Genomic DNA, 26,006 nt, shown 5'->3' with positions numbered 1-26,006 from the left:
CGGCCACCGACTCGGTCTGCTCAGCGCCGTGCGCGGGACGGGTCGTCGCCGCGCGCGACGAGGCCGGTCTCGTAGGCGACGATCACGGCCTGCACCCGGTCGCGCACGGCGAGCTTGGCCAGGACGTTGCCGACGTGGGTCTTGACCGTGGTCGGGGAGAGCACGAGGCGCTCGGCGATCTCGGCGTTCGACAGCCCCTCGGCCACCGACCGCAGCACGTCGAGCTCGCGCGGGGTCAGCGAGCGCAGGCGCGGGTCGAGACCGTCCGGTGCCGCGGCGTCGGGAGCGGTGGGCAGGTGCGGGGCGAAGAGGTCGAGCATGCGCCGCACGACGCGGGGTGCGACGACGGAGCTCCCCGACGCGACCGTGCGGATCGCGTCGACGAGCTCGTCGGGGCGGGCGTTCTTGAGCAGGAACCCGCTCGCGCCCGCCCGGAGCGCGGCGAACGCGTACTCGTCGACGTCGAACGTGGTCAGCACGAGCACGCGTGTCGAGGGATGCTCCGCGACGACGCGCCGGGTCGCCTCGATGCCGTCCATTCCGGGCATCCGGACGTCCATGAGCACGACGTCGGGGGCCAGGGCCGCGACCTGCTCGAGCGCGACCCGTCCGTCCGAGGCCTCACCCACCACCTCCAGGTCGGCCTCCGTCTCGATGACCAGGCGGAACCCCATGCGCAGGAGTGCCTGGTCGTCCACGAGCAGCACCGTCGTCATGCGCGGCCTCCCTCTCCACCGATCACGCCGTCACCCTCGTCCCGGTCGTCGTCGCCCCACGGCAGGACGACGTGCACGCGCCACCCTCCGCCAGGCCGCGGCCCGGCGTCCACGCGGCCGCCGAGCAGAGCGGCGCGCTCGCGCATGCCGAGGATGCCGCGACCGCTGCCCCCGCCGGTACCCGGGCGGGTGCCGCCCGCGTCGAGGACCTCCACCTCGACCGCCGACGGACCCCGCCGCACGACGACCTCGGCCCACGCCGTGCCGGGCGCGTGCCGCAGGGCGTTGGTCAGTCCCTCGGTCACCACGCGCACGACTGCGAGGCGCAGCGAGGTGTCCGGCGGCAGCGGAGTGTCGAGGCCGGTCCCGGTGACGGGCACGCCCGCGGTGCGGAAGCGCTCGACGACGGCGGTCAGGTCCGTCTCCGTCGGTTCGGGCCGTCTGTCGGTACGGGCGTCGTCGTCGCTCCCGACGGCGTCCTCCCCGGGGTCGAGGGCGGTGAGGACGCGCTGCATGTCCGACAGCGCCTCCCGGCCGGTCCGGGAGAGCTCGTGCAGCGCCTCGCGCGAGCGGTCTGGGGCGCGGTCGAGCGCGGCGCCCGCGCCGTCGGAGAGGGCCACCATGACCGACACGCTGTGCGCGACGACGTCGTGCATCTCGCGGGCGATCCGCGCGCGCTCCGCAGCGCGGGCGAGCGCGGCGCTCTGGTCGCGCTCGCGGGCCAGCGCCTCGTAGCGTGCCACGATCTCCTGGGCGTGCAGGCGCCGGGCGCGGGCCGCGGAGCCGGTCGCCACGCCGAGCAGGAGGAGCGCGAGCAGGAGGGACACCGACGCCGACCGGCGTCCCGCTGAGAAGGGCGGCTCGTCGAGCCGGCGGGCGGGGTCGCCGTCGGGCGCGACGATCGGGTCGCTCCAGAGGAGGATCTCGGCGAGTCCGATGTCCTGCCACCACCACGACGCGAGGGTGACGATGCCGAACACGGCCGCGCACGTGAGCCACGTGGTGCGGGCCGGGCGGGCGGCGGCCACGGCGTAGAGCGCGCACGCGAGGCACACGCCGAGCACGCCGAGCACGCCCGCCGTCGCGAGGGAGGTCACCGCCAGGACGGTGAGCGCCGCCGTGACGACCAGGGGCCGCGAGCGCCGGGCGAGCAGGAGCGCCGCACCGACGACGGCCCCCGCGAGCCACACCACCGGGACCGCCCAGAGCACGACCGAGTCGGGCGCGAACATCCCCAGGCCTTGGGTCCCCTCGACCGTCGCCAGGGCGAGGACCGCGGTGACGAGCCCGAGCAGGAGCACCGCCGCCGCGAGGGACACGTCGGCGAGCCAGGGGTGCGCCGCCGCCGCGCGCCCGAGCGGCCCCTGGCGCTGCACCTGGGTCTCTGTCAGCGCCGTGGCCATGGCGCCCACTCTCCCATCACGTGACGTCGTGACGGCGCAGCCGGTAGCCGGCGCCCACGAGGAGGCCGAGCGCCCACAGCCCGAGCACGAGACCGGACGCCCACGGGTCGAGGTGCGGGCCCAGGCTCGAGGCGTCGAGCACCGCGAGCCGGGAGTCGTCCTGCAGCAGGCGCGTCGCCGAGCCGGGAAGGAAGGTGCGGACGGTGTCTGCGAGCCGCCCCGGGTTGGTCGCGAGGAGCTGGTCGACGACGACGAGCAGCACGACCCCGCTGACGAGCGCCGCCGTCGCGTGCCGCACGAGCGCCCCGAGCCCGAGCCCGAGCAGCGCGACGCCGGTCTGGTAGATCACGAACCCGACCAGCACGCGCGTCGTGCCGGGGTCCGTGACATCGACGGAGAGCCCGAGGGCTGCCCGCTGTCCCGCCGTCACCAGGACCGATGCCCCGAGCGCGACCACCCCGATACCGAGCGCGAAGCCGGTCGTGAGCAGCGCCTGCCCCACGAGCACCGGAAGGCGCCGGGGGACGGCGGTGAACGTGGCCCGGGACGTGCCCGTGCTGTACTCGCCCGTGCCCACCAGCACCCCGAGGACGAGGGACCCCAGCTGGGCGAGCACGGAACCGGCCACGACGAGCGACGCTCCGGAACGCCCGTCGCCGGGCCGGGCGAAGAGTCCCAGCCCGTAGGCGACGGCGGCCGCGGCGAGGACGGTTCCCAGGGCGATCCACAGGGTGGAGCGCAGGCCGGTGAGCTTGGTCCACTCGGCTGCGAGCACCCGTCCGGTGGTCACCACCGGTCAGCCCACGTCACGGGTACGGAGGCGGACGGCGGCGCCCGCCAGCGGGAGCAGGACCCACCCCGCGAGGACGAGCCCGCCACCCCATCGGCCGAGGTCCGGGGCGCCCTCGACGCCGCTGCTGCCGGGCGCCGCCATGAGCAGTGAACCGGCTCCGGTGGGAAGGAACGTCGTCACGGTGTTCACGACGGCCTGCGAGGTCGGCACGGCAGTGGACGCGGACGCGGCGAGCGGGTCCGTCCCGGCGTCGGCGGCGAGCACGAGCACGACGGGCAGGACCAGCACCAGGACGACGGCCGCGACCATCGCGGGGACCGCGCGGCGCAGCAGCGCCCCGAGCGCCAGGCCGAGCAGCGCCGTGCCCACCAGGAACAAGGTCGTACCGGCGAGGACCTGCGGCGTGCCGCCGTCGGCCAGGTCGACACGGATCGCCCGCGAACCGGCCGCCGGCAGGATGCCGAGCACCGCCGCGCCCACGGACAGCAGCGCGACGAGGAACGCGAACGCCCCCGTGACGACGGTCTGCGCGGCGAGCACGGGCAGACGCCGCGGGACGGCGGTGAAGGTCGTGCGTGCCGTGCCCGTGCTGAACTCGCCGGTCCCGACGAGGACACCGAGGACGAGCGGTCCGACCTGGGCCAGCAGCAGCCCGGCGGTGAGCGAGTCGAGCGGGTCGAACCCTGGGTCGACGGAGGACGCGTTGGCGGAGACGTACGTGAGCACCCCGGTCACGGCGACCGTGACGGCCGCGACGGCGTAGGTGGACCGCAGGCTCGTGAGCTTGGTCCACTCCGCGGCGAGGACGCGCGCGAACGTGGGACCGCGCCGTGCGCCGCGACCACCGGTGCGGGTGGTGAGGCCGGCGGGCGAGGAGACGACGGCGGGCGTGCTCATCGCGCACCTCCGGCCGGGGAGCGGTCCGATGCAGCGTCGGCACCGCGGCCCCGGTACCGGACGGCCCCGGCGGTGAGCTGGAGGTACGCGTCCTCGAGCGACCCGCCCTCGGTGCCGTCGACGATCTCCTGCACCGTCGCGTCCGCGAGGAGCCGGCCTTGGCCGATGACGACGACGCGGTCCGCGCTCAGCGCGAGCTCGTGCATGAGGTGGGAGGAGAGGAAGACCGTCCGCCCCTCGGCCGCAAGGTCGCGCACGAGACGGCGGACCCAGAGGACGCCGTCGGGGTCGAGCCCGTTGACCGGCTCGTCGAGGATGAGCGTGCCCGGGTCGCCGAGCAGCGCGCCCGCGATGCCGAGGCGCTGCCCCATCCCGAGCGAGAACGTCCCGGCGCGGCGGCCGGCCACGGTCTCGAGGCCCGTCATCCCGATCACCTCGTCCACGCGGGACCGGGAGATGCCGTGCGTCCGGGCCTGCGCCAGGAGGTGACGGAACGCGGTGCGCCCCGGGTGCACCGACCGCGCGTCGAGCATGGTGCCGACCGCGTGCAGCGGCGCGGGCAGGTCGGCGTAGCGCCGGCCGTCGACCGTGGCGGTGCCCGACGTCGGGCGCTCGAGCCCCACGATCATCCGCATCGTCGTCGACTTACCGGCACCGTTCGGGCCCAGGAAGCCCGTCACCGTCCCGGCGGGCGCCGAGAAGGTCAGCCCGTCGACCGCCGTCGTCGTCCCATAGCGCTTCGTCAGCGCCTCCACCTCGATCATGCGTCCTCCCGTCGTCGCGGACGACGCCGTTCGGCTCGTCCGCCGTCGACGCTACGAACGGCGAGCGGGGCGCCAGCACCTGCCCGCGGCCGAGATCCAGCGCTCGCGGACCTCCTCCTCGAGGAGGAGGGCGCCCGTCCGGAGGTGGACCGGTTCGTCCCCGACGACGTGCACGACCGCACGACGACGGCGTGCTGCAGGATGGCCGCCGTCCGCAGTCCACCGAGAGACGAGGCGCGCGATGGCGATCGTCGAGACGGTGCAGGCATGAGCGGGCGGCGCGCGTGGTTCCGGAGCCGGTTCAGGGGCGAGCGCGGGGTGACGGGACCGCAGGGTCGGCAAGAGCAGTCGGTCGAGACGTTGGTTCAGGAGCTCGGGTCGGTCACCGCGCGAGCGCCCGCACCATGTCGATCGTGTCGGCCTCGGCGGCGGTCTTGTCGTCGCGGTAGCGCAGGACGCGCGCGAACCGGAGTGCGAGCCCGCCGGGGTAGCGCGTGGAGCGCTGCAGCCCGTCGAACGCGATCTCGACGACCTGCTCGGGAAGCACGTGCACGACGTACCCGTCGTCGGAGGTCTGCAGCTCGCGGAACCGGCGGGTCTGCCACTCGAGCATCTCGTCGGTCATGCCCTTGAACGTCTTGCCGAGCATGACGAAGCCGCCGTCGGGGTCGCGTGCACCGAGCCAGATGTTCGAGAGCCACCCCTGGCGTCGGCCGGATCCCTGCTCGACGGCGAGCACCACGAGGTCGAGCGTGTGGCGCGGTTTGACCTTGATCCAGCCGGCGCCGCGGCGGCCCGCGGCGTAGGGCGTGTCGAGCGACTTCACGACGACGCCCTCCTGGCCCTCGGCGACCGCGCTGTCGAAGAACGCGCCGGCCGCCTCGGGGTCGTCCGTGACGAGTCGCCGCACGGCCAGCAGGCCAGCGCCGGCGAGCACGGCGTCGAGCGCGGCGAGCCGCTCGCGCAGCGGTTCGTCGAGCAGGTCGCGCCCGTCGACGTGCAGGGCGTCGAAGAAGAACGGCGAGAGCTCGAGAGACGCCGCGAGCTCGGCCTCCTCGGCGGCGCTGCGCTCACCCTGGGTCGCGGACCGGGCGGCGGTCTCCTGGAAGGGGCGCGGGACGCCGTCGGGCCCGACGACGAGCGCCTCGCCGTCGAGGACGAGCGCCCGGGCGGGCAGTGCGCGCACCGCGGCGACGATCTCCGGGACGCGCTCCGTGATGTCGTCGAGCGAGCGCGTGAAGACCCTCACGTCGTCGCCGTCGCGGTGCACCTGGATCCGGATGCCGTCGAGCTTGACGTCCACGGCCACCGGGGACGGCGCGGCGCCGAGCTTCTCGAACGCGGCGGCGACGTCGGGTGCCGACTGCGCGAGCATCGGGCGCACGGGGCGGCCCACGGTGAGCGCGAACCCGGCGAGGGCGTTCTCGGCAGCGTCCGGGCTCTCCGCCGCGAGCGCGGCCCGGGCGACGGGCCCCGTCGCACCCGCGAGCATGACAGCGCGTCGCACCGCGTCCGCTGGGGCACCGGTCGCCTCGGCCACGGCGTCGACGACCACCGAGTCCAGCGCGCCCTGCCGCAGCTCGCCCGAGACGAGGCCCGCGAGGAGCGACTGCTCCCGGGCCGTCGCGGCACCGAAGAGGGCGGCCGCCTCGGCCTGTCGCGCCGTCGCCGACCCGGGTCCCGACAGGCCCGCCATGCGCGCGAACGCCGCGTCCACGGCCGTGAGCGTGAGGCTCGGCTCCTCGGCCGGCGCAGGCAGGTCCCGCAAGGAGCGCCAGCCAAGACCCGTGCGGCGCTGGCGCAGCTCGCCCGCGAGGTACGCGACGGCGATCTCGACCTCACCGGGCACCTCGCGCTCGCGTGTCTCGTCGGCGACGCGGCGCAGCAGGTCCGCGATGGCCGCGCGCTTGGCGAGCCGGGAGCGCGTGGCGGCGACGGCGTCGGACGTGGCGGCGACCTCGGCGAGGAGCATGCTCCATCCTCACGCCGCCCACCCACGCGTCGCGCGCCGAACCCACCTGGGGCTCGGCACGAACGGGTGCCAGGTCCCCGCTCGCACGACCTCGGTGCCGGCGCCACGATGAGACCGGGTCGACGAGGGGAGGCGAGGTGGGCGAGGACGACGGAGCCGCGCCGCGGCGACCGCTGCTGCAGGGCACGGGTGCGGCCGTCGCCGGGATCGTGTTCGCCCTCGCCTTCGGCGCGAGCATCCTCATCCTGGACGGGCGCCCGGCGGCGGGGACCGACGCCGACCGCCTCGTCGAGTACTACAGCGGCTCGGGCGGCACGACGCTGCTCGTCGTCGGGTACTACGTGATCCCTATCGCGATGCTGTGCTTCGTCTGGTTCCTCGCGGCGACCCGGCGGCGGATCGGGCGGCTGGCCCACCGGGAGGACCCGCTGCTCTCGACGGTGCAGCTCGCGTCGGGGATCCTCTTCGCCGGTCTCGCGCTCGTCGCGTCCGGTCTGGCGACGACGGCGCTCGCCACCGTGCGGCTCACGGGCGAGCTCCCCGAGGACGTGCTCGCCGCGCACGGGCTGACGGAAGGCACGAGCACCGTGCTCATGATCTACGCGCTGCGCGTCGCGGCGATGTTCGTCCTGTCGACGACGGCCCGCGGGCTGCGCGTGCACCTCGTCCCGCGGTGGTTCGCCGTCGTCGGCGGCGTGGTCGCGGCGGTGCTGCTGCTCGGGTTCACGTCGGCCCCGGCGCTCGTCCTCGTCTTCCCCGCATGGGTGCTCGTCGCGTCGCTCATCGTCCTCTTCCGCCGGGTCGTGACGCACCACGCCGAGGCGTAGCGGGCCGCCGCACGTTCAGCGGTGCGGTGCCGCGGCGACGTCGACGTGGCCCGTCGCGGGGAGCGCGTCGCGCAGCGCGGCGACCGCGGCGGCGGTGATCCGGTCGGCGGCGCCGACCTCGGTCTCGGGTGCGACGAGCACCCGGGCCTGGACGGCGAGCCGGTGCCCCGACCAGCGCAGCCGGACGTCGCCGACCTCCTGCACGCCCTCGACACCGCCGAGAGCGCGGTGGGCCTGGTCCGTGAGCCCGGGGTCGACGCCGTCGAGCAGCCGGCGCCCGACGTCGCGCGCCGTGCCCCAGAGCAGCACCGCGATCGCGACCGTGATGAGGAGCCCGACGAGCGGGTCGGCGACCGGGAGCCCGGCCAGCACCCCGAGCGCGCCGAGCACGACCGCGAGCGAGGTGAAGCCGTCCGTGCGCGCGTGCACGCCGTCGGCGACGAGCGCCGCCGACCCGATGCGTCGGCCGACGCGGATGCGGTAGACCGCGACCGCCTCGTTGCCGGCGAACCCGATCACCCCGGCGGCGATCACCCAGCCGAGGTTGTCGACCGGCTGCGGGGCGGTGAGGCCGCGGACCGACTCGACGCCCGCGACGACCGCCGAGAGGGCAATCATCGCGACGATGAACAGCCCGGCGAGGTCCTCTGCTCTGCCGTAGCCGTACGTGTAGCGGCGTGTCGCCGCGCGCCGGCCGAGGACGAACGCGATCCACAGCGGCACGGCGGTCAGCGCGTCCGAGAGGTTGTGCACGGTGTCCGCGAGGAGTGCCACCGACCCGCTGACCGCGACGACGCCGAGCTGGGCCAGTGCCGTCGCTCCCAGGACGACCAGCGAGACCTTGACCGCGCGGATCCCCTGCCCGCTCGCCACGAGCTCGTCGTCGATCGAGTCCGCCGCGTCGTGCGAGTGGGGCACGAAGACCTCGTGCAGCCAGCCGCGCAGGCCCGCGGGGCGAGGATGGTCGTGGTCGTGGTCGTGGTCGTGGTCGTGGTCGTGGTCGTGGTCGACGGCGGCCGCGCGCATCCCGCTCATCGTTCGTCCCGGGTCGCACCGTGCGTGCCGTCGGCGTGGTGTGCGGGATGGTCGTCGACCGCGTGCTGTGCCTGGAAGACGGCCTGCGTCACGAGCGTCCGCGCGTGCTCGTCGACGAGCGAGTAGAAGACGCGGTTGCCCTCCTGGCGCGCGCGGACGACGCGACCCCACCGCAACTTCGCGAGGTGCTGCGAGACCGCCGTCGGCGACTTGCCGACGATCTCCGCGAGCGCGTTCACGGACAGCTCGTCGTCGCGCAGCGCGAGCACGATCCGTACCCGGGTCGCGTCCGCGAGCAGCGAGAACACCTCCGCGGCGAGCTCCACGTACTGGCTCTCGACCCCGAAGGTGCACGCCTGCGTATCTTCACTCATACGAAGATAGTACGGAGTGAACGGGCCTCCGGGAGTGCGCCGGGGCGTCTGAATACATGGTGACGTGAATACAGCAAGATCTGTACTGTTGACACCATGGTCGAGACGGTCACGCTCACGCACACCGCCGCGCTCGCTCGTCTCGGGCACGCGCTGTCCGACGAGACGCGCACGCGCATCCTGCTCGCGCTGCGGGAGGCGCCCGCGTATCCCTCGGACCTCGCCGACGCGCTCGGCGTCTCGCGGCAGGTCATGTCCAACCAGCTCGCGTGCCTGCGCGGCTGCGGGCTCGTCGAGTCGATCCCGGACGGGCGTCGTACCTGGTACCGGCTCGCCGACCCGCACCTCGCGCCGGCGCTCGCGGACCTGCTGCAGCTCGTCGTCGCCGTCGACCCGACGTGCTGCGCGCCCGAGGGCTGCACCTGCGCATGACGGCGGTCTCTCTCGGCCCCCGCCCCCGGCCCTCGCTGTCCGCCGCACGACGTGCCGTGCTCGAACGGCGCGTGCGGTGGATCGTCGCCGCGACGATCTCGTACAACGTCGTCGAGGCCGTCGTCGCGATCACCGCCGGGCGCATCGCGTCCTCGGCCGCGCTCGTCGGGTTCGGGCTCGACTCCGTCGTCGAGGTGCTCTCGGCCTTCGCCGTCGCGTGGCAGTTCGCCGCGCCGGACCCGCACCGGCGGGAGCGCGTCGCGATGCGCCTCATCGCGGTCTCGTTCTTCGGCCTCGCCCTCTTCGTCACCGTCGACGCCGTCCGCTCGCTCCTCGGCGACGCCGAGCCGGAGCACTCGACGGTCGGCATCGCGCTCGCGGCGGTCAGCCTCGCCGTCATGCCGTTCCTGTCGTGGTTCGAGCGCCGCACCGGTCGTGAGCTCGGCTCCGCGTCCGCCGTCGCGGACTCGAAGCAGACCCTGCTGTGCACGTACCTGTCCGCGGTGCTGCTCGTCGGCCTGGTGCTCAACTCGACCGTGGGATGGACGTGGGCCGACCCGCTCGCCGCGCTCGTCATCGCGGCCGTCGCGGTGAAGGAGGGGATCGAGGCGTGGCGCGGCGACGCGTGCTGCGTCCCCGTGGCGACGACGGCGGTGGCCAGCGAGGCGGCGGTGACTCCGGGGAGTGCTGCGCCAGAGACCAGGGCGGGCGGAGATCAGTCGTGCTCGTGCTGCTGACGCGCTGAGAACCGCGCGGCGAGGCGCGGGACGGCCCACGCGAAGGCGAGCGCGAGCGCGACCCCGCCGAGCGTCTCGCCGATCCGCTCGACGAACCAGTGGGCCGGCGGCTCGTCGTCGTGGACGAGCAGCAGGGACAGCACGAGCAGCGCCGAGAAGACGGGCAGCCACCGCCGCGAGCACGGCGGGGGGTCGCGCCCGCGAGCCCGATCTGGAGTCCGTAGAGCGCTGCTGCTGCGCGGGTGGGCGGTGGGCGCCGGGCCCGCGGGACGGACGGCAGAACAGGCCACGCGAGCGAGACGAGCCACGCGTACGCCGACCCGCCGACGAGCAGCGCGCCGGCCTCGGCCCCGACCGCCAGCGCGACGACCGCTGCGGGTGCCACGAACGCCAGGCCGAGGAGCGGGTGCGACCACGACCACGCGACGGGCGGTGGCTGCGGGGTCCTCGTGGCTTTCTACCCGAGGGCGGACCGGGGCGCCTGCGGCGGGACCCGGCCGTACGCTGACCGCCGTGACGACCGAGCCGCCCGACCATGCCGCGAGCCCCCGCGGCCGTCGGCGCCGCCTGCCGCTGTGGCTCGTCGCGGCGGTGGTCGTCGTCGCGCTACCGGCATCGGGGCTGCTCCCGGCGACCGACGCGCGGGACCTGCTCGAGCGCACCGGACCCGTGCTGGTCTTCCTCCTCGCGATCACGGTCGTCGCCGAGCTGTGCGCGGGCGCGGGCCTGTTCGACGCCGTCGCAGCCCGGGCGGCACGGCTCGCCCGAGGGCGGCGGATCGCGCTGTGGGGCCTCGTCGTCGTCCTCGCGACGGCGAGCACCGTCGTGCTCTCGCTCGACACGACGGCGGTGCTCGTCACGCCTGTGGTGCTCGCCCTCGCGCGCCGCACCGAAACACGGCCCCTGCCGCTCGCGCTCACGGTCCTCGCGCTCGCGAACACGGCGTCGCTGCTGCTGCCCGTCTCGAACCTCACGAACCTGCTCGCCGCGCACCGGTTCGGCACCGGCTACGTCGGCGTGATGTGGGCGCCGGCGCTCGCGGTCCTGGTCGTGACCGTCGTCGTGCTCGTCGTGCTGCACGGCCGGGACCTGCGCGGTCGCTTCACGCTCTCGGGAACGGGCCCCACGCCGCCGGACCGGACCCTCCTGCGGGTCACCGCCGTCGTCGTCGCGCTGCTCGCGGTCGCGTTCGCGGTCGAGCTCCCCGTCGCCCCGACGGCGCTCGCCGGCGCGGCGGTCCTCGGGCTCGCGACGTGGTGGCGGCGCGTGCGGCCGCTCGTCCCCGTGCGGGAGATGCTGCCGTGGAGGTCGGCGCTCGTCGTCGCGGCGCTGTTCGTGCTCGTCGAGACGTGGCACGCCCACGGTCTCGGCGCCCTCCTCGCCGCCGTCGCGGGCACCGGTTCCGGACCGGGCGACCTCGCGCGGCTCGCCGCGACCGGCGTCGTCGCGGCGAACCTCGTCAACAACCTTCCCGCGTTCCTCGCGCTGCTCCCAGCGGCGGGCGAGGGCGTCGACCGGCTGGCGACGCTCCTCGTCGCCGTGAACGCCGGGCCGCTCATCACGCCGTGGGCGTCGCTCGCGACGGTGCTGTGGTGGCAGCAGTACCGCCGGCACGCGTTCGAGCACGGCCCCCCACCGCCGTGGCAGGTGGTCCGGCAGGGCCTCGTGCTCGCGCCCCTGGCCGTCGCGGCGGGCGTCGCCGTCGTCGCGTTGGGCTAGGTGCGGAGTCCTGTCCGGGCGTTGTTCAGCCGGCTCGCGCTTGGCGCGCGGGCGGGGAGCGGACTGGTCCGCAGCCTTCAATAGCCCGATTGGGAGCAAGCCATCGGCGGCATACCTCGTAGATGATCGCTCGATCTCGTCCGAGGCCACGGCTCTGATGCAGCCTGAGGCCAACGCTGTTAAATGCCGCACAGCAGATAAAAAGCGACATAAGATACCTTATCGGCCCGAGACTAGTGGGAGTTGCATCGGATTCGAGGACTCGCACCGCGCAACGAAATCGACGCTCGCGCGCGGGAACCCATAAATGACCTAAAACACGCGCAGCCAAGGGCGTGCGCCGGGCCATGGAGCCAATCCACCGCGCCTCGCCGAGACACGTTGCAGTCGAGGAAGGTGATCTAGAACTTCGGCGTCAATCAGTTGCCCGCAATCGTCAAGCAAGAGGACTTGCAAGTTCTCGCAAGAAGCAAGGGGCGAAAGGCTGACTCGGTGATCGAAAGGGCGCGAGGTCGTCGGCTGGATGAACAACTCGCGAAGCCTTGGCATGCGTTCGACGCCCTCAAGATCTCTGAGTCCAGGCCCGAATACGGTGAGTTCCTCAAGGTAGGGCAACGAGAGCAAGTCGAGTTCGATGTCGGGTTGCGGCTGGGTCTTCGCGAACCGCAGTATCGCGCGACGAAGACTCGTGGAACCACTAAGCGACTCGAGACTGCGCGAGCTCCGATGGAGCCCTAGAAACTCAAGATCTTGAAGTGCGGTAATGCTACCTGTTAGATCTACACCCTCCAGCGACAGGGATCGGATATTCGGCATCAAAGCTACATCGAGTGGATCGCGAGCCTTGCCTCGAATCCAAAGCACCTCGATATTCCTCAGCATGCGTTCTGGAATTGGCCCTACTGGTTGGCTCGTTTCAATCTGGACGAACCGCACATGCACTTCCTCCAGCCAACCGAGCTGTAGGGCCGCACGCGATCCCCTAATTCCATGCAAGAGGACGCCGGCGACCTCCTCCTCGCGTATTCGAGCGACATCTTCGGGGTTGGGCGTGCCAAATAATTCGACCGTCTTGTACGGACCATGCCGTTCGCCGGCAAGAAACTGGAAGCTGGATTGCATCTCGCTGGAGCACCTCCCGTCTACGATCTAACTGGAATCTGTTCTACTGCATCGCCATTTGGAATCTACCGTTGTCCAGCCGCCACCATGCTTTCGGAAGCCACCGAAGGCTATGTGGCGACTCTCACGCGCTCTCGCCGTGCCGGGGCAGATCACCGGGAAACGCATCTCCGACGACGCTCACGAACAGCGAGCCTCTGTCCCCGTGCTCCTGGCGGTCATTTGGTCAGCCAGCGGACGAATTGCGCTTCCTCGTCCTTCGGCATGGGGCAGTCGCCCCTGCACCCAGACGACTCAGCCACGGCCACAGATCCGCGAGCCCTCGTGCATCCTCAGTTCGTCGCCGGCGATCACCTCCCGCCGCATCGGTACCTCCACCGGGAACAGGGGCACGATGACGGCGAGAACGTGTCGCTTGGCTGGATGCCGACCCCGGAGAAGCCGAGAACCGGACCCCCCGGGTCTGGTCGCTCTCGGGCTACTCAGGAGGACCCCAGTTCGGCCGGTAGGTGAAGCGGACTCCAGGCTCGCTACCCCGAGAAGCGACGTACGCCAGCCACCTTGAGCCGCGGGCACGAGATACAGCTCGATTTCGAGGGCGAGAGTGCTGACGGGAACCATGGTCGCGGCCTACGGAGCCACTTGCCCCAGACGTCGGCGCCTCGGCCGCACCGCGACAGGACGGGAACTCGCACCTCTCGAGCACGCACCTCTGCCAGTTCGTTTGTGCTGGTCAGAAGGGGTTTCGGGCGCTCATCCCCGGTGGTCGAGCTCGTCCTCGATGACCGCCTCGAGCTCGGCAGCGCTCGGTAGCACGCCGCGGGCGTCCTCGGGCAGACCTTGGTAGTCCGCGACGGCGATCGGCACCCGGGTGCCGGCCAGCGCGTACCGCACGGTCGGGCCGGTCTTGCCCGTGCACAGCAGTATCCCGATCGTCGGGGCGTGGATCTGGGGCCGGCGGAACTGGTCGTCGACGACGCGACGTACGTGCCGAGCTGGCCGACGTGGGCGGGCTCGAACGGCCCGATCTTGAGCTCGACCACGACGTAGCGCAGCTGCTCGACGTGGAAGAAGAGCAGGTCGACGTAGAACTCGTCCACGCGGTCGCTCGCGTCGTCCGGCACGGTCAGCCGCACCTGGCGTCCGATGAACGCCATGCCGCGTCCGAGCTCGAGCATCGTGTCCTGCAGCCGGTCCATCAGCGCCTGCTCGACGTCACGCTCGGCCACACGCTCGACCATCGCGAGGTGCTCGAACACGTACGGGTCCTTGACCAGCTGCTGCGCCAGCTCAGAGTCCGGTGCCTCGAGCGCTTCAGTGAAGTTCGTCGGCGCCGCCCCGACGGCGCGCCGCAGGTCGGCCTTGATCTGGTGCTCGAGCACCGCGCGCGACCAGCCGTATTCGGCGGCACTCGCGGCGTACCAGTCCCGCTCCTCACGGGTCTTGAGCCGGTCGAGCAGGACCGTGACATGGCGCCACGGCAATCGTCCACCAACGTGGTGGACGAACTCCTCCTCGGTCGGCCACGCCTCCGCGGCCCGGCGCATGTACAGCAGGTTCCACCGCGACCAGCCGCGCTGGTCGGGGAACTCGCGCTGCAGGTCCGCGGCCAGAGAGGTCACGACCTTGCTGCCCCAACCCGCCGCACGCTGCCGCTCGAGGATGTCGCGCCCGACCGACCAGTACAGGCGCAGCACCTCGGTGTTCGCCGCCCGGGCAGCGCGGAATCGGGTCGCGCGCACCCGCGCCTTCAGCTCCGCAAGGAGCTCCGCATACCCGGCTGGCTCCAGCTCACTCCCCGACGACACCATGCGCGACATCTTGCCGGACCGCGCCCACGGTCCGATCCGCAGTTGCGCCGGCACCTCCCCGTACCTGTGGCAGTGGCTGGATCAGAAAGATCGCGACGGAACGAACGCCGACAGCCAGTAGGTTCCTGCGCCCGTTCACTACTGTGCTCTCATGGGGGATCGACAGTCGGCACACGCCGACGTGGAGCTACTCGAGGCAGAGTTGGGCTTCCTGCGAGTGATCGCGCTCGCACAGACTCGATGGCGGGAGATCACTGCGGCCATCGCGGCAGGCGACCCGTTGCCGCTGGTGGACCTGACACCCGACCAGGAGAAGGCTGTCCTGAACCTGCAGCTCAGGCGCCTCTCGCCGCAAGAACGCGAACGGGTTCGTGCCAACATCGCCGCCGTGGAGGCCGCCCTACGACGCCTCCGCGCCGGGAGAACCGCCAAGGCTTCTATGCCGGCCAGTCAACACGAGCAGACCCTCTGCGTGAGGCCCCCGCCGCTGCGCCGCCAGACGCGCACTGGTTCGCCGTAGCACCTCACTCGGGCACCGTCTTCAGCCCAGGCCGCACGCCGACCGCGGCGGCGCAGCATGGCGAGCCAGAGCCCGACCCACACGCGGTCCGCCTGATGAACGACTACGCCGCGGACTGGCCCCTATGGCCAGCGTCCAACGGAGCGGCCCATGAGATAAAAGACCTGCTCGACGAAGAGCTCGCGAACCGGCTTCGCCGATGGGCACAGGTCTTCAACGCCCACTACGACCACGTCAACGGCTGGGACAACCCAGCCATCGCCGCCGAGCATCGCACCGAGGCCAACCGCCTGCTCGCCGCGCTGCGCAAGGCGCTGCCGTCGCCGTGGACGGTCACCCTCGACTACTGGGAGACGAACGGCGCTAACGATGACGACCCAGGTTCGAGGAGAGCATCACGCCCGAATAGGTCAGATACACCATAACGTTCGTTACCGGCCCCAAACGTGTGCGAGTTGCGGAGCCACCCGGCTTAGCCAATGAGCGGAACCTCCGGGTGGGCCGCGAACATCGCGTCGGCTCGCGCTAGCTCACTCGCACTCGCGTGCCGATGGCAACGGCGGCGCGGTCAGCGACCTCCTGCATGATCGCGCGGTCGATCTCTGCTCGGCGAGCGGCTCACTGGCTGCGACGAGGATGCGACGCCGTTGGTTCCCTCTTCGTTCGCTGGCGCCGGTCCGTCGCGCCGGGATCGTTCCTGAGGTCCTCCGCTTGACAACATACCTGAGTCAACTCATGCTTGAGTGTACTCGGTAGAGCCATCGTCAGCCGCCAATCTCGCGAACGAGCGGACAGGACAGACATGGAAGGCACAGCAGAACCTGCCGCACCGGTGCGGTTCGTCGATGCACCCACACGGGTCGTCATTGCCGCCGGCACGGCGTTCGTCTACCGCGACCTCGGCGGAGGTGGCGACGATGGCGTGCCGTTGGTGGGCCTGACTCATCTCGGGGCGAATCTGGACAGCTGGGACCCGGAGCTCGTCGACCTGTTCGCTGTGGAGCGTCGGGTGATCCTGATCGGTTACCGGGGCGTCGGCGGCTCGACCGGCAACGTTCGTGACCGCTTCGAGGACATGGCGGAGGACGCGGTCGCGGCGGTCCGGGCGCTGGGCCTGTCGCGGGTGGATCTGTTGGGGCTGTCGATGGGTGGCATGGTCGCCCAGGCGATCCTCGAGCTGGCCCCGGACCTGGTGGACCGGGTGATGCTCGCCAGCGCCGGCCCGCAGGGCGGCCCAGGTCTGACGCGGATGACCGGAGTGTTCGTGCGTGGGGTCGCGCGCGGGCTGGTGACGTTCACGAACCCGACGTCGTTGCTGTTCTTCACCCGGACACGCAACGGCAGGCACGCGGCGAAGGCGTACCAGGCGAGGCTGAGGAGGCGGCGCGCCGGGCGAGACGAGCCCGTCTCCCCCGCAGCGCTTCGTGGGCAGTTGCGCGCGGTGAACCGGTGGGGACACCGGCTGTCCCCGTCGGCGCCGTCCGAGTCGGGTAGTCCCGTGCTCCTCCTCCACGGCGACAGCGACCGCATGGTTCCGGTCGGCAACGCCGATGCCCTGTTGCGGCGGTTCCCCGATGCGCAGGTGCGGATCTTCTCCGACTCCGGGCACGGGGCCGTCTCCCAGAACCGGCAAGCCGTCGCCGAGCTCGCGCACCACTTCCTGCACCGCTGACCACCATCACCCTCGACAGATCCGAAGGAGACGCAGAGACCATGCGAGCGTTCGTGTTCGACAGGTACAAGCAGCCCGTCCATGAGGCGGAGGTGCCCGAGCCGACAGTGGGCGACCGGGACGTCCTCGTGCGCGTGGCCGCCGCCGGCGTGAATCAGCTGGACGAGAAGATCCGGGAGGGCGAGTTCAAGCTGAACCTGCCCTACAAGACGCCGCTCGTCCTCGGCCACGACGTGGCCGGCACGGTGGTCCGCACCGGGCCGCGGGTGACCGGGTTCAAGCCGGGCGACCAGGTCTACGCCCGGCCTCGGGATCACCGGATCGGGACCTTCGCCGAGCGTATCGCGGTCGACGAGGCCGACCTCGCGCTCGCCCCGGCGTCGGTCAGTCCCGTCGAGGCGGCGTCCCTGCCGCTGGTGGCGCTGACCGCCTGGCAGGCGCTGGTGGTCAAGGGGAACGTGAAGCGGGGCCAGAAGGTCCTCATCCACGCGGGTGCGGGCGGGGTCGGGACGGTCGCGATCCAGCTCGCCAAGCACCTCGGCGCGCACGTCGCGACCACCGCGTCGGGGAAGAACGCCGACTTCGTCCGCGAGCTCGGAGCGGACGAGGTGATCGACTACCGCACCCAGGACTTCGAGACCGCGCTGTCCGGCTACGACCTGGTCCTGGACTCGCTGGGCGGAGAGAACCTCGCCAAGTCGCTGCGGATCCTGAAGCCGGGCGGGAAGGCGATCGGGATCGCCGGGCCGCCCGACCCCGCATACGCGAAAGAGGTCGGCCTGAACCCGTTGCTGCGCCTGGCGATCGCCGGGCTCAGCGGCAAGATCCGTCGGCAGGCAAAGAAGCTCGGCGTGGGCTACGAGTTCCTCTTCATGAGCGCCAGCGGCGACCAGCTGCGCCGGATCGCCGCCCTCGTCGACGACGGAACCCTCCGACCCGTCGTCGGGAGGACCTTCCCCTTCGACCAGACCCCGCAGGCCCTGGAAGCCCTGTCCAAGGGTGGTCTGCGCGGCAAGGTCGTCATCACCGGCGCCTGACCCGCATCGCCCCGCACGCACCGAACTCTCGAACTCTCGAAGGAGCAACCGTCATGAGCACAACCAGCGATCCTGTCATCACCTCCTATGCCAAGGCCCCGGCGAAGTCCCTCACCGCCGGGGGCGTCTCGTTCGCCTACCGCGAGCTGGGCCCGACCGGCGGCATCCCCGTGGTGTTCTTCGTGCACCTGGCCGCGACCCTGGACAACTGGGACCCCCGGATCGTGGACGCCGTCGCGAGGACCCGTCACGTGATCACCTTTGACCAGCGCGGCGTCGGGGCATCCTCCGGCGCCGTGCCCGGCACGATCGAGGAAGCGGCCGACGACGCCTACGACTTCATCACGAAGGGCCTCGGGTACGACACGATCGACGTCTTCTCGTTCTCCATGGGCGGCATGATCGCCCAGGACCTGATCGTCAAGCACCCCGACCTGGTGCGCCGGCTCGTCCTCACCGGCACCGGTCCCCGCGGAGGCAGGAACATCGACAAGGTCGTGCGCGTGACCTACTGGGACATCCTCCGCGCCACCCTCACCCGCTCCGACCCGAAGGAGTTCCTGTTCTTCAACCGGGACCAGGTCGGCAAGAGGGCTGGGAAGGCGTTCGTCGAGCGGCTCAAGGAGCGCACCGCGGACCGGGACAAGCCCATCAGCAACAAGGCATTCAACACCCAGCTCAGGGCCATCCAGAGGTTCGGCCGCTCCGCGCCGTCGGACCTGTCCGCGATCACCCAGCCCACCCTGATCGCCAACGGCGACAACGACCGCATGGTGCCCTCCATCCTCTCCGCCGACCTGCACCAGCGCATCAAGGGGTCCGAGCTGATCATCTACCCCAACTCCGGGCACGGCGGCATCTTCCAGTACTGGGAGAAGTTCGCCCCCGTCGCCGCGAAGTTCCTCGCCGCGTAAGCCGCCGAGAGTGCGAAGAGAACGGAACGCGCGATCATGAGCGAGACCACCCCGATGAAGCTGGACGTGTCGAAGCACTTCACGTCGTCGATACCTCGCCGCACACAACCCCGGTCGCTGGCCGGCCACCCCCGGCATCGAGACGACGATCCCCGAGGACCGCCGGATCGACGGGATCGCCGAAGTCACCTTCGAGAACGCCCTGTCACCCCTCGTGGGGCGCGCGCAGACCGCGCTCGCGTACGAGGACGAGGTCAACATCTTCCGCCGCACCCTCCTGCACGCCGGCCCACCCGGCACCTCGCGCCGGTACGACGTCGCCCCCGGCGAGAAGCCCGGATCCCGCGGCATCATCTACCTGCGCCGCGCGACGGATGAGGGCACCGTCGGGTTCCAAAGGTTCCTGAAGAAGGAGCTGACTCCCTCGCTCATCGCCACCGGGGACCTGAGAGAACTGCGCACCCAGGTGTTCCTGCCGTGGAACGAGAAGACCTGGGACACCCCACCGGTCACGCGGGTCACCTCACCGAGCTGCTCTCCCCGCACGTGTCGGCCATCCACGCCTACGACGTGGAAGTCGCGCTGACGTTCGTCGAGGACAGCGAGATCCTGCCCCACCCGGAGGACTGACTGGCCATCGCGCAGCTGGACCGAACCTCGCCACGAGAGGATCGCGTTCCGATGCGTGCGAGCCCGAGACGGGCTCAGCGAGGGAGGATCGCTGCGACCTGGGCGCGGATGCCGGAGAGGAGCTCGGGGATCCTCGAGTCCGCGTTCACGCTGGCCCCGAGCTCCAGGAGGAGGATGGCCGAGACGACCCGGGCCAGCGTCGCCGCCTTCGCGGCGGGGACCTGCGACCGACCGGTCAGGATGCCGGCGACAGCCTCTTCGGTCTGCGCGACGATCGACAGTGCCTCGGCGTGATGGGGCTCGCTCGGGTCTCCGAAGGCCATCTCCCGCAGATACGTGCGGCCGTTGTCGACCTGGACCCGGTTGCACTCCACGACCGGTGTGACCAGCGCCATCACCCCGTCCAGCGCCGTCGCCGCACCCGTGGCCGCGGCGCGGCCGCGTTCCAGGGCTGCGGCGTAGTGGGTGTTCTGCACCAGCAGCAGCAGCTCGCCCTTGGTCTTCGCGTACAGGAACAACGTGCCCGTGCCGATGTCCGCCGCGTCCGCGATCTGCTGCGTGGTGACTTCGTCCACACCGTGCTCCGCGAAAAGCTGGCTCGCGGCTGCGGTGATGCGCTCGAGCTTGGCCTGCTTGTTCCGCTCGCGGCGCCCGAGCGGTGGCGTCTCCACTGACATCGCGTTCCTCCTCGGGAATAGACTCTGACTTACCTCAGTTCTGAGTGTAGTCACTGTCGCGTGGACTCGAGATGTGCCGTGCTCATCCTTCCACGCCGGTCTGCGGCCACCGCCGCGAACCGGAGCCGGTGGCGACCCGTGCCAGGAAGGGAACTCACCCGCCATGACCACCTCGAACCTCTGGGAGCCGCTGACCCTCGGCCGAATCGAGCTTCCGCATCGACTCGCGTTGGCGCCGATGACCCGCAACCGGGCCAACCCTGACGGCACCCCCGGTGAGCTCACCGCCGAGTACTACAGCCAGCGGGCCTCCCTCGGACTCCTGATCACCGAAGGTACCCAGCCCTCGGAGGACGGGCAGGGGTACGTCAACACCCCCGGCATCTACACGCCCGAGCACGTCGACGCCTGGCGGAAGGTCGCCGACGCCGTGCACGACAACGGCGGCCACCTGTTCATCCAGCTGATGCACGTCGGCCGGGTCTCTCACCCGGACAACACCCCGCACCACCGGCAGCCGGTCGCGCCGTCGGCGATCTCCGCCGAACAGGACATCTTCACGCCCAACGGCCCCCAGAGCACCCCTGTCCCTCGCGAGCTGAGCACGGCGGAGATCCGGGACGTGATCGGCGAGTTCCGTCACGCTGCGGCCTCCGCCGTCGCGGCCGGTGCCGACGGGGTCGAGATCCACGCCGCCAACGGGTACCTGCTGCACCAGTTCCTCGCCCCCAACGCCAACCACCGCACCGACGCCTACGGCGGGTCGATCGAGAACCGTGCCCGGTTCGTCATCGAGGTCGCCCGGGCCGTCGCGGACGAGATCGGCGCGGACCGTACCGGCATCCGCATCTCTCCTGCGTTCCCGCTCGGCGGCCTCGACGAGGGCGACGCCGAGGCCGTTCGCGCCCAGTACCGCTACCTGGTGGGCGAGCTCGCGAAGCTGGGTCTGGTCTACCTCCACGTGCACCACCTCGGTGACGACGAGCTGCTGCGCTCCTTCCGCGAGGCGTGGCCGACCGCGGTCCTCGTCGTCCGGTACGGGCGCGAGCGCGACGCCATCGCCGCGGACATCGATGCCGGCCTCGCCGACGTCGAGCCCCTCGGCCGGTTCGCTCTCGCCAACCCCGACATCGTCGACAGGCTGCGCGCCGCCGCACCGCTCAACGAGGTGGACCCGGCCACCCTCTACACCGGCGGCGCGAACGGGTACACCGACTACCCGGTCCGCGCCCAAGCCTGACGCCCGCCCGACCACCAAGAGAAGGAACAGTCCCATGACTTCACTCAACGGCGCCGTCGTCCTCGTCACTGGCGCGAACGGCGGCATCGGCACCCATTTCGTGCGCGAAGCCCTCGTCCGTGGAGCGGCCAAGGTCTACGCCACCGCTCGCAACCCCCGCGAGTGGGACGACGACCGCATCGTGCCCCTCGCCCTGGACGTCACCGACCCCGCCTCGACCCGAGCTGCCGTCGAGGCTGCCCCCGACGTGACGGTGCTGATCAACAACGCAGGCGCGACCGTGTCCAGCGCGGGCATCCTCACCCACTCCGACGAGGAGATCCGCCGCAACGTCGAGACCAACTTCCTCGGCCCGCTTTTCCTCGCCCGCGCCTACGCACCGATCCTGTCCGCCCGTGGTGGCGACACGGCGATCATCGACATGCACTCCGCTCTCGCCTGGTACGCGGTCGCCGGGATCTACTCGGCCACCAAGGCTGCCCTGTGGTCCGCGACCAACTCCCTCCGGCTCGAGCTCCAGCCCGACGGCGTCCAGGTCGTCGGCGTGCACGTGGGCTGGGTCGACACCCCGATGGCAGCCGCCACCACCGACCCGAAGCTCGACCCCGCCGTCCTCGTCTCCGCGGTGCTCGACGCGACCGAGGCCGGCGAGCTGGAGGTCCTCGCGGACGAGACCTCCGTCCAGGCCAAGGCCGGGCTCTCCGCCCCGATCCAGGCCGTCTACCCCCAGCTGGCAGCGACCACGTAGCACCCTGGAGCGGGAGGACGGTGCTCGCGGCGTCCTCCCGCTTGCCGCAGACCATCGCCGGGCGAGAACCGCGTTCGTCGCGCGGCCCTTGACGCCTCGGATGTCCGTCTCGTAACGTCCGTACTGCGATACGCAAGAAGTTGACAGAACGAAAGCACAAAGCAGTGCACACGCTGCAACTCTCGAGTTTCGCCACGTGGTCGGCCGACGCCCATCCCCGCCAGGTCGCCCGTGGCGCCCCTGCGGTCCGTCGTCCGGTCCGCGCCCGACCCGATCCACCCGTCGCGGTGGGCGCGGCACCAGCACGGTCGCGCCCGTCGTCGGGAACCGCTGCCCGCGGGTGGACGAACCCCGCCCCGGCGGAGAACGAGGACGTCCATGAGAACCCCCTGGAAGCACACGGTCGTGGCAGGCGCCGCGCTGGCGCTGCTCGCGCCGCTCGGCGTCGCCGCCGTCGCGCACGCCGCCGAGGCCACGAACCTGGCGCTCGGCAAGCCGATCGCCGCGTCGTCGGTGACGCAGACGTACGTCGCGGCCCACGCGAACGACGGGAACGCGAGCTCCTACTGGGAGGGCGCGGGCGGGCAGTACCCGTCGCACCTGACCGTCGACCTGGGCGCGGAGGCCGACGTCGAGCGCGTCGTCGTCACGGTGCCGCCGCCCTCGGTGTGGTCGCCGCGCACGCAGACGTTCAGCGTGCTCGGCCGGTCCGACGGCGAGGCGTCGTTCCGCACGCTCAAGGCGTCGGCGGCGTACGGCTTCGACCCCGCGAGCGGCAACAAGGTCGAGATCCCGCTCGACGCCGAGGTCGACGAGGTGCGTCTCGCGTTCACCGCCAACACCGGCGCGGGCAACGGCCAGGTGTCCGAGCTGCAGGTCTGGGGAACGCCGACCGACGGCGGCCCGACCGCCCCGCCGACCGACCCGACCGGCACCAACTACGCGAAAGCCCGCCCCGCGACGGCGTCGTCGACGGAGTGGCAGTTCGTCGCCGCGAACGCGGTCGACGGCAGCGCGACGACCTACTGGGAGGGCGCGGGCGGGCAGTACCCGTCGACCCTCGACGTCGCGCTCGCCGCGCCCACGCAGCTCAGCAGCGCGCGCGTCCGGCTCAACCCTGACGCCGCGTGGGGCCCGCGCACGCAGACGTTCTCCGTCTGGGGCCGCACCGGCACGGGGGCGTGGCAGGAGCTCAAGGCGTCCGCCGCCTACGCGTTCTCGCCCGGCGGCGGCAACCTCGTCGACGTCCCCCTGAGCGGGACCGTCACCGACGTGCGCCTGCGCTTCACCGGCAACACCGGTGCGGGCAACGGCCAGGTCGCCGAGCTCGAGGTCTACGGCGCCCCGGCGCCCAACCCGAACCTCACCGTCACCGCGGTGACCGCGTCCCCGGCGGCGCCTACCGCGACGACCCCCGTGACCCTCACGGCGACCGTGAGGAACACGGGCGACCGCGCGTCGTCGGCCACGACGCTCGACGCGAAGGTCGGCGGGACGACGGCCGGCTCGGCCGCCGTCGGCGCGCTCCAGCCCGGCGCGAGCGCCCAGGTGCCGGTCGTGGCCGGGACCCGGCCGGCGGGGGAGTACACCGTGGGCGCGGTGGTCGACCCGGCCAACACGGTGGCCGAGCAGAACGAGGCCGACAACGCGTTCACGGCCACGGCGAAGCTCGTCGTCAGCGAGGCGCCCGGCCCGGACCTCGAGGTCGTCTCGGTGTCCTCGAACCCGTCGAACCCGGCTGTCGGTGCCGCCGTGACGTTCTCCGTCCAGGTCCGCAACCGCGGCAACCAGCCGGTCTCCGCCGGGTCGGTGGCGCGCGTCGTCGCCGGGTCCACCACGCTGAACGGCACGACGCCGGCCGTCGCCGCGGGCGCGACCGTCACCGTCACGCCGAGCGGGACGTGGACCGCGACGAACGGCGGGGCCACCGTGACCGCGACGGCCGACGCGACCGGCGTCGTCGCCGAGACGAACGAGGGCAACAACACGGGCACGCTCGCCGTGACGGTCGGGCGCGGAGCCGCCGTCCCGTACACGAGCTACGAGGCGGAGGACGGCCAGTACTCGGGCACGCTGCTCCAGAGCGACGCGCTGCGCACGTTCGGGCACACCAACTTCGCGACCGAGTCGTCGGGCCGCGAGTCGGTGCGCCTGACGAGCACCGGACAGTACGTCCGGTTCACCTCGACCAACCCGACGAACTCGATCGTCGTGCGGGCCTCGATCCCCGACGCACCCGCCGGCGGCGGCCAGGAGAAGACGATCAGCCTCTACGCGGACGGCCAGTTCGTCCAGAAGCTCACGCTCTCGTCGAAGCACGCGTGGCTCTACGGCACGACCGACCAGCCTGAGGGCCTCGTCAACACCCCGGGCGGGGACGCGCGCCGCCTCTTCGACGAGTCGCACGCGTTGCTCGGGCGGTCGTTCCCTGCCGGGACGGTCTTCACGCTCCAGCGCGACGCGGGCGACGACGCCGCGTTCTACGTCATCGACCTCGTCGAGCTCGAGCAGGTGGCGCCGCCCGCGGCGAAGCCCGCTCAGTGCACGTCGATCACCGAGTACGGCGCGGTCCCGAACGACGGCCTGGAGGACACGGCCGCCATCCAGGCCGCCGTGACCGCGGATCAGAACGGCGACATCGAGTGCGTGTGGATCCCGGCGGGGCAGTGGCGCCAGGAGAAGAAGATCCTCACCGACGACCCGCTGAACCGCGGGATGCACAACCAGGTCGGCATCAGCGACGTGACGATCCGCGGCGCCGGGATGTGGCACTCGCAGCTCTACAGCCTCATCCCGCCGCACCTCGCCCCGGGGGTCATCAACCACCCGCACGAGGGCAACTTCGGGTTCGACATCGACGACAACACCCAGATCTCCGACATCGCGATCTTCGGCTCCGGCACCATCCGCGGGAACAACGGCCAGGAGGAGGGCGGCGTCGGCCTCAACGGCCGGTTCGGCCAGGGCACGAAGATCACCAACGTGTGGATCGAGCACGCGAACGTCGGCGTGTGGGTCGGCCGCGACTACTCCAACATCCCCGAGCTGTGGAACCCGGGCGACGGGCTGGTCTTCTCCGGCATGCGCATCCGCAACACCTACGCGGACGGGATCAACTTCAGCAACGGGACGCGCAACTCGACGGTCGTGAGCTCGACGTTCCGCAACACCGGCGACGACGCGCTCGCCGTCTGGGCCAACCCGTACGTCAAGGACCGGAACGTCGACATCGGGCACTCCAACACGTTCCGCAACAACACGGTCCAGCTCCCGTGGCGCGCCAACGGCATCGCGATCTACGGCGGCTACGACAACTCGATCGAGAACAACCTGATCTCCGACACCATGAACTACCCCGGCATCATGCTGGCGACCGACCACGACCCCCTGCCGTTCTCGGGGACGACGCTCATCGCCAACAACGGGCTCTACCGCACCGGCGGGGCGTTCTGGAACGAGGACCAGGAGTTCGGCGCGATCACGATCTTCCCGCAGACGCACGACATCGTCGGCGTCACCATCCGCGACACGGACATCGTCGACTCCACCTACGACGGCATCCAGCTCAAGAACGGCGGCGGGAACATGCCGGACGTGAGGATCACGAACGTGCGGATCTCGACGTCGAACAACGGCTCCGGCATCCTCGCGATGGGCGGTGCCCGCGGCAACGCGATCCTGTCGAACGTGACCATCAGCGGCTCCCGCGACGGCGACGTCGCGAAGGAGCCCGGCTCGCAGTTCGTCTTCACGGGCCAGTAGCCGAGGTCGCCCCTCGGGCGCCGAGCACGACCCGGGGGTCGCTGCCTCGACAGCGGCCCCCGGGTCGTCGCGCGGTCCTCCCTGACGTGCAGATCGTGACCTGCGAGGACGGAGCGCGGCGTGCCGAGGTGGCGCGCCCGACATATCCGTGTTCGGGTGAGGGGGATGACTTCGCGATCGACGACGACACGAGCTGTCCGCGCC

25 protein-coding genes are annotated in these 26,006 nt (G+C 71.7%); 13 read left to right on the top strand and 12 right to left on the bottom strand.

Going from position 1 to position 26,006, the window contains the following annotated elements:
• Positions 1 to 20: 20 nt before the first annotated feature.
• From ACMXGY_RS20300 to ACMXGY_RS20275, 6 genes are all read right to left on the bottom strand, one after another.
• Complete coding sequence (locus ACMXGY_RS20300) at positions 21 to 716, bottom strand: response regulator transcription factor (protein WP_483774780.1); 696 nt, start codon at positions 714 to 716, stop codon at positions 21 to 23.
• Entirely contained in the window at positions 713 to 2,119 is a 1,407-nt protein-coding gene (locus tag ACMXGY_RS20295) for a sensor histidine kinase (RefSeq protein ID WP_483774779.1), read from the bottom strand. Before ACMXGY_RS20295 ends, ACMXGY_RS20300 begins: the two co-directional genes overlap by 4 nt.
• A gap of 16 nt (positions 2,120 to 2,135) precedes the next feature.
• Positions 2,136 to 2,909, bottom strand: a complete 774-nt coding sequence (locus ACMXGY_RS20290) for a hypothetical protein (RefSeq protein WP_483774778.1) — start codon at positions 2,907 to 2,909, stop codon at positions 2,136 to 2,138.
• A 6-nt stretch (positions 2,910 to 2,915) separates the two neighbouring features.
• Positions 2,916 to 3,809, bottom strand: a complete 894-nt coding sequence (locus ACMXGY_RS20285) for a hypothetical protein (RefSeq protein ID WP_483774777.1) — start codon at positions 3,807 to 3,809, stop codon at positions 2,916 to 2,918.
• The gene (locus tag ACMXGY_RS20280; protein WP_483774776.1) at positions 3,806 to 4,573 is read right to left on the bottom strand and encodes an ABC transporter ATP-binding protein; all 768 of its coding nucleotides are present in this window, start codon (positions 4,571 to 4,573) and stop codon (positions 3,806 to 3,808) included. Before ACMXGY_RS20280 ends, ACMXGY_RS20285 begins: the two co-directional genes overlap by 4 nt.
• Before the next feature lie 382 nt (positions 4,574 to 4,955).
• Positions 4,956 to 6,545, bottom strand: coding sequence for an ATP-dependent DNA ligase (locus ACMXGY_RS20275; protein WP_483774775.1), 1,590 nt, complete (start codon positions 6,543 to 6,545; stop codon positions 4,956 to 4,958).
• A 137-nt stretch (positions 6,546 to 6,682) separates the two neighbouring features.
• On the opposite strand from ACMXGY_RS20275, the gene ACMXGY_RS20270 reads away from it, so the two are divergent.
• Entirely contained in the window at positions 6,683 to 7,372 is a 690-nt protein-coding gene (locus ACMXGY_RS20270) for a hypothetical protein (RefSeq protein WP_483774774.1), read from the top strand.
• A gap of 15 nt (positions 7,373 to 7,387) precedes the next feature.
• Here the strand turns inward: ACMXGY_RS20270 and ACMXGY_RS20265 are convergent, their stop codons facing one another.
• Together ACMXGY_RS20265 and ACMXGY_RS20260 are read right to left on the bottom strand one after the other, a co-directional pair.
• Positions 7,388 to 8,398, bottom strand: a complete 1,011-nt coding sequence (locus ACMXGY_RS20265; protein WP_483776910.1) for a cation diffusion facilitator family transporter — start codon at positions 8,396 to 8,398, stop codon at positions 7,388 to 7,390.
• Positions 8,399 to 8,403: 5 nt separating this feature from the next.
• A complete protein-coding gene (locus ACMXGY_RS20260) occupies positions 8,404 to 8,781 on the bottom strand; it encodes an ArsR/SmtB family transcription factor (RefSeq protein WP_483774773.1) in 378 nt (125 codons plus the stop codon).
• Between the two features lie 96 nt (positions 8,782 to 8,877).
• Between ACMXGY_RS20260 and ACMXGY_RS20255 the strand changes: the two genes are divergently transcribed.
• Both ACMXGY_RS20255 and ACMXGY_RS20250 read left to right on the top strand, forming a co-directional pair.
• A complete protein-coding gene (locus ACMXGY_RS20255; protein WP_483774772.1) occupies positions 8,878 to 9,213 on the top strand; it encodes an ArsR/SmtB family transcription factor in 336 nt (111 codons plus the stop codon).
• On the top strand, positions 9,210 to 9,950 hold the full coding sequence (locus tag ACMXGY_RS20250) for a cation diffusion facilitator family transporter (RefSeq protein ID WP_483774771.1): 741 nt from the start codon (positions 9,210 to 9,212) through the stop codon (positions 9,948 to 9,950). Before ACMXGY_RS20255 ends, ACMXGY_RS20250 begins: the two co-directional genes overlap by 4 nt.
• Here the strand turns inward: ACMXGY_RS20250 and ACMXGY_RS20245 are convergent.
• Positions 9,929 to 10,093 (bottom strand): hypothetical protein, encoded by a 165-nt coding sequence (locus ACMXGY_RS20245; protein ID WP_483774770.1) that lies wholly within the window; start codon positions 10,091 to 10,093, stop codon positions 9,929 to 9,931. The genes ACMXGY_RS20250 and ACMXGY_RS20245 overlap by 22 nt on opposite strands.
• 370 nt (positions 10,094 to 10,463) lie before the next feature.
• On the opposite strand from ACMXGY_RS20245, the gene ACMXGY_RS20240 reads away from it, so the two are divergent.
• Positions 10,464 to 11,669: an SLC13 family permease gene (locus tag ACMXGY_RS20240; protein ID WP_483774769.1), complete on the top strand. Its 1,206-nt coding sequence runs from the start codon at positions 10,464 to 10,466 to the stop codon at positions 11,667 to 11,669.
• Between the two features lie 312 nt (positions 11,670 to 11,981).
• Here the strand turns inward: ACMXGY_RS20240 and ACMXGY_RS20235 are convergent, their stop codons facing one another.
• Positions 11,982 to 12,791, bottom strand: coding sequence for a hypothetical protein (locus ACMXGY_RS20235; protein WP_483774768.1), 810 nt, complete (start codon positions 12,789 to 12,791; stop codon positions 11,982 to 11,984).
• A 530-nt stretch (positions 12,792 to 13,321) separates the two neighbouring features.
• The gene (locus ACMXGY_RS20230; RefSeq protein WP_483774767.1) at positions 13,322 to 14,602 is read right to left on the bottom strand and encodes a PDDEXK nuclease domain-containing protein; all 1,281 of its coding nucleotides are present in this window, start codon (positions 14,600 to 14,602) and stop codon (positions 13,322 to 13,324) included.
• A 151-nt stretch (positions 14,603 to 14,753) separates the two neighbouring features.
• Between ACMXGY_RS20230 and ACMXGY_RS20225 the strand changes: the two genes are divergently transcribed.
• From ACMXGY_RS20225 to ACMXGY_RS20200, 6 genes are all read left to right on the top strand, one after another.
• The gene (locus ACMXGY_RS20225; RefSeq protein ID WP_483774766.1) at positions 14,754 to 15,122 is read left to right on the top strand and encodes a hypothetical protein; all 369 of its coding nucleotides are present in this window, start codon (positions 14,754 to 14,756) and stop codon (positions 15,120 to 15,122) included.
• A 95-nt stretch (positions 15,123 to 15,217) separates the two neighbouring features.
• Positions 15,218 to 15,547 (top strand): hypothetical protein, encoded by a 330-nt coding sequence (locus ACMXGY_RS20220; RefSeq protein ID WP_483774765.1) that lies wholly within the window; start codon positions 15,218 to 15,220, stop codon positions 15,545 to 15,547.
• Positions 15,548 to 15,924: 377 nt separating this feature from the next.
• Positions 15,925 to 16,794: an alpha/beta fold hydrolase gene (locus tag ACMXGY_RS20215; RefSeq protein ID WP_483774764.1), complete on the top strand. Its 870-nt coding sequence runs from the start codon at positions 15,925 to 15,927 to the stop codon at positions 16,792 to 16,794.
• 41 nt (positions 16,795 to 16,835) lie between these two features.
• Positions 16,836 to 17,831: an NADP-dependent oxidoreductase gene (locus tag ACMXGY_RS20210; RefSeq protein ID WP_483774763.1), complete on the top strand. Its 996-nt coding sequence runs from the start codon at positions 16,836 to 16,838 to the stop codon at positions 17,829 to 17,831.
• A 53-nt stretch (positions 17,832 to 17,884) separates the two neighbouring features.
• Positions 17,885 to 18,745, top strand: a complete 861-nt coding sequence (locus ACMXGY_RS20205) for an alpha/beta fold hydrolase (protein WP_483774762.1) — start codon at positions 17,885 to 17,887, stop codon at positions 18,743 to 18,745.
• 214 nt (positions 18,746 to 18,959) lie between these two features.
• Positions 18,960 to 19,331, top strand: coding sequence for a hypothetical protein (locus ACMXGY_RS20200; RefSeq protein ID WP_483774761.1), 372 nt, complete (start codon positions 18,960 to 18,962; stop codon positions 19,329 to 19,331).
• 118 nt (positions 19,332 to 19,449) lie between these two features.
• Here ACMXGY_RS20200 and ACMXGY_RS20195 read toward each other — a convergent pair whose 3' ends face one another.
• Positions 19,450 to 20,052 (bottom strand): TetR/AcrR family transcriptional regulator, encoded by a 603-nt coding sequence (locus tag ACMXGY_RS20195; protein WP_483774760.1) that lies wholly within the window; start codon positions 20,050 to 20,052, stop codon positions 19,450 to 19,452.
• A 163-nt stretch (positions 20,053 to 20,215) separates the two neighbouring features.
• On the opposite strand from ACMXGY_RS20195, the gene ACMXGY_RS20190 reads away from it, so the two are divergent.
• The 3 genes from ACMXGY_RS20190 to ACMXGY_RS20180 all read left to right on the top strand — a co-directional run bounded on the left by ACMXGY_RS20190 (position 20,216) and on the right by ACMXGY_RS20180 (position 25,802).
• On the top strand, positions 20,216 to 21,292 hold the full coding sequence (locus ACMXGY_RS20190; protein ID WP_483774759.1) for an alkene reductase: 1,077 nt from the start codon (positions 20,216 to 20,218) through the stop codon (positions 21,290 to 21,292).
• A 34-nt stretch (positions 21,293 to 21,326) separates the two neighbouring features.
• Positions 21,327 to 22,040 carry an SDR family oxidoreductase gene (locus ACMXGY_RS20185; protein WP_483774758.1) on the top strand — a complete coding sequence of 238 codons (714 nt, stop codon included), beginning with the start codon at positions 21,327 to 21,329 and terminating at the stop codon, positions 22,038 to 22,040.
• A 378-nt stretch (positions 22,041 to 22,418) separates the two neighbouring features.
• The gene (locus ACMXGY_RS20180; RefSeq protein WP_483774757.1) at positions 22,419 to 25,802 is read left to right on the top strand and encodes a CARDB domain-containing protein; all 3,384 of its coding nucleotides are present in this window, start codon (positions 22,419 to 22,421) and stop codon (positions 25,800 to 25,802) included.
• Positions 25,803 to 26,006: the final 204 nt, after the last annotated feature.

The organism is Cellulosimicrobium sp. G4 BAM 1002 (assembly GCF_057126935.1).
The sequence above is the reverse complement of the archived record's forward strand: the minus strand, read 5'-3'. Positions and strand labels throughout refer to the sequence as shown.